Origin of the sequence: Desulfovibrio sp. An276 (genome assembly GCF_002159665.1) — a bacterium.
GTDB classification, from domain to species: Bacteria; Desulfobacterota; Desulfovibrionia; order Desulfovibrionales; family Desulfovibrionaceae; genus Desulfovibrio; species Desulfovibrio faecigallinarum.
In genome coordinates this window covers 1-3,023 of the sequence record NZ_NFJC01000067.1, presented here as the reverse complement: position 1 = coordinate 3,023, position 3,023 = coordinate 1, and the positions used below count along the sequence as shown (strand labels likewise).

Below are 3,023 nucleotides of genomic sequence, written 5' to 3'. Positions count from 1 at the left end.
GAAAATTATTTTCAAAAAGTCAAATCATGGCGAGGTCTTGCAACACGCTATGTGAAGACTACCCTATCTTTCTCCTCTTATTTCAATATTTTCAATTCGTTAATGTGGGCCAAGGTTGCCTAGGGGATAGATCTTAGGGTCTTCCCCTAGGATTTTGTCAACACGACCTAAGCATTACACTGGACAGCCAACCCGGCCCGGCGTTCGGCAAGACCGTCCTTGCCACGGCCGTCTATGCCCCTGACGGCAAGAGCGTGTCCGGCTCGGACGACTGGACATGGAGTACCCTGCAAGCCACGCCGCGCGGCCTGACCGCCCAGGAGCTCAAGATCCAGTGCCTCTGGGGCGAAATGCGCGAGCAGTTTCAGGCTAATGGCTTCACTGATGAAGGACGCCTCACGGCCGCCATCACTAAAAAGATGAAGGTCCCGGCGGAAAAAGTGATGCTCAATCCGGTCTTCCCGGAACCGTTCCCGCAGGAATGGACGGACTGAGCCTAAAGTAAAAATAAAGGCAGGAGATGTGCGTCGCTGGCAAATGTCTTCGTTTTTAATAATAAATATCGACGACAAATTTTTATCACAAATATTAAGAGGTACTATATGTTATTACCTGATGCTTTCAAGGCTTTCAAAGAAAAACTTTCAATCAATACTGAATTAAGACAATCAATATCAAAAAAATATTGCGGAATTACTGAGGCATTAAATGATAGTTTTAGATGCATATCGTCTTCTACGGCGTACTCATTGCAAGTAGGTTCTTTCGGACGGCATACTGCAATAAAAAGCATTTCTGACCTTGATATGGTATATATTTTGCCGGATGAATTGCGGTCAGAATACAAGGACAGCCCTGAAAAAATACTATATAAAACACGAGATATACTTGTTAAAAAATACCCGAAAACAAATATTCGAAGCGACAGATTGGTTGTCTGTGTCCATTTTTTAAAATGCTATGTCGAAGTACAACCTGTTTTCGAAATTTATGATAAAAATGACTCATTATCCTATTTCGAATATCCAGACACATATAAACAATCATGGAAAAAAACAAAGCCTCGGCACGAAATTCATGCATGCAAGTACAAAAATGATGAAACTTGTGGTAATTACTACAATATTTGTAAAATGATACGAGCTTGGAAAAATAATTTTGGAATTAAAATAGGTGGACTATTAATAGATACACTTGTATATAATTTCTTTTCACAAGATACTTTTAAAGAAAAATACTGTACTTGCTCATTCGATATATATGATCAACTCCTTAAAGATTTCTTTTTTTATTTAAAAAACCAATCAAATAATAGCTACTATCATGCCCCAGGAAGCAATCAGCAGGTAAGGATAAAAGAAAAATTTATTAAGAAAGCAGAAGAAGCATACAATATAATAGACACTGATAAAAATTGCTGGAAAAAAATATTCGGCAGATATTTCCCACAAATGGAATCACTTTTCTGCTCTTCAGTTCATTATAGGGATACTGAAGAATTTATCGAAGATTACTATCCAGTTGAAATAAAGGGAGAAGTATCAATAACAGCCGTTGTCTCAGCTAACGGCTTCCGTCCGAGGACCTATACAAAATCAGCTTCAATATCTAGTGTATATAAAAAAGTAAAAGCAAGTATTACATTTTCAATATCAACTAATATTAACCATCCGTATACTGTAAAATGGAAAATACTTAATCGTGGCGACGAAGCAAAAGCTCGAGATTGTATTAGAGGACAAATCATAACCTCGGGAGCAGAGCGAAAAGAGCCTTTAACTTTTTTAGGAAATCATTATGTAGAATGCTATATAATCCAAGATGAAATTGTTATTGCTAGAGATCGGTTTTATGTCAATATTGAAGAAAATTTAGACAAATAGGAGATAGCCGTGCCTGATTCAAATCTCAGATTCATTGTTGACCTAGCATATAATGTTGGATTCGGAGCAAAGAAACATTTTGCAACCTATGACATTGTAACAAAAATCCCAGCATGGCTCTCTTTTATTCTAATTTCATTTGGTATCATTAGTCTCGTATATGAAACATTCTCTGCTAAAGAATTTTCTGCAATAACTCTTATTTTAAGTATTTTTTCGTTTTCTATACAATTAGCATATGACCCAGAAGTCTACCGTGCGAAAGGAACTCGACTTATTGAACTCTACAATGAACTGAGATTACTATATATAAAAGCAAAAGAACAAGGATATGGTGAAGAGCTTGAGCATAAATTAAATAAGATAAGCGACGAATACTATCAAATATCTATTCCTAAGCAGATATTATTCAGCGACACATTTGCTCACTATAAATTCTTTTTCCAAACAAACATAGATTGGATAGAAAATGAAAGAAGGTTTACCCTTACAGACAAAACTCCTAAAAGTTTATATATATTTATTATACTTATTGTCATTTATGTACATATTGCTTAGGTCGTGTTGACAAAATCCTAGGGGAAGACCCTAAGATCTATCCCCTAGGCAACCTTGACCCACATTAACGAATTGAAAATATTGAAATAAGAGGAGAAAGATAGGGTAGTCTTCACATAGCGTGTTGCAAGACCTCGCCATGATTTGACTTTTTGAAAATAATTTTCAACAAGATGGCGTAACTTATAGAGATATTTGTCATAATCCCTTTGAATCTTGCGATTGCTTTTGGGAGGGATAACAGGAACTGCCTGACGGCTGCGCAGATACCCAATAATGGTATCGGTGTCGTATCCCTTGTCGGCCAGCACGAACTGGAGAGGAAAGCCCTCCAACAGTGCAATCCCCTGGGTACAATCAGCCTGATTCCCAGCTGTTATCTGGAATCTAACAGGCATACCATGTGCATCTACTGCTACATGAAGCTTGGTGTTGATACCTCCTTTGGTCCTCCTTGCATCCTCTGTTCCCCCAGGAGCTCCCATGCCATGCTGGTGAACCTTGAAATGACTGGCATCGATCATAATCCATTCAAAATCTGGGCAGGCAGTGAACAGTTTTGCAAGCCTGGCCCAAAAGCCG

At 38.2% G+C, this 3,023-nt stretch carries 4 protein-coding genes; 3 read left to right on the top strand and 1 reads right to left on the bottom strand.

All coding sequences use genetic code 11. The features are described 5' to 3' along the window. Positions 1-173: 173 nt before the first annotated feature. From B5F76_RS14195 to B5F76_RS14185, 3 genes are all read left to right on the top strand, one after another. Positions 174-494 carry a DUF4875 domain-containing protein gene (locus B5F76_RS14195; RefSeq protein ID WP_275074668.1) on the top strand — a complete coding sequence of 107 codons (321 nt, stop codon included), beginning with the start codon at positions 174-176 and terminating at the stop codon, positions 492-494. A 108-nt stretch (positions 495-602) separates the two neighbouring features. Continuing rightward, complete coding sequence (locus B5F76_RS14190) at positions 603-1,883, top strand: nucleotide-binding domain-containing protein (protein WP_087355736.1); 1,281 nt, start codon at positions 603-605, stop codon at positions 1,881-1,883. Between the two features lie 9 nt (positions 1,884-1,892). Further along, complete coding sequence (locus tag B5F76_RS14185; protein ID WP_087355734.1) at positions 1,893-2,441, top strand: SLATT domain-containing protein; 549 nt, start codon at positions 1,893-1,895, stop codon at positions 2,439-2,441. Between the two features lie 44 nt (positions 2,442-2,485). Here B5F76_RS14185 and B5F76_RS14180 read toward each other — a convergent pair. After that, positions 2,486-3,023: IS5 family transposase (locus B5F76_RS14180; protein WP_087355732.1), on the bottom strand; the 538-nt coding region annotated here is incomplete at its 5' end.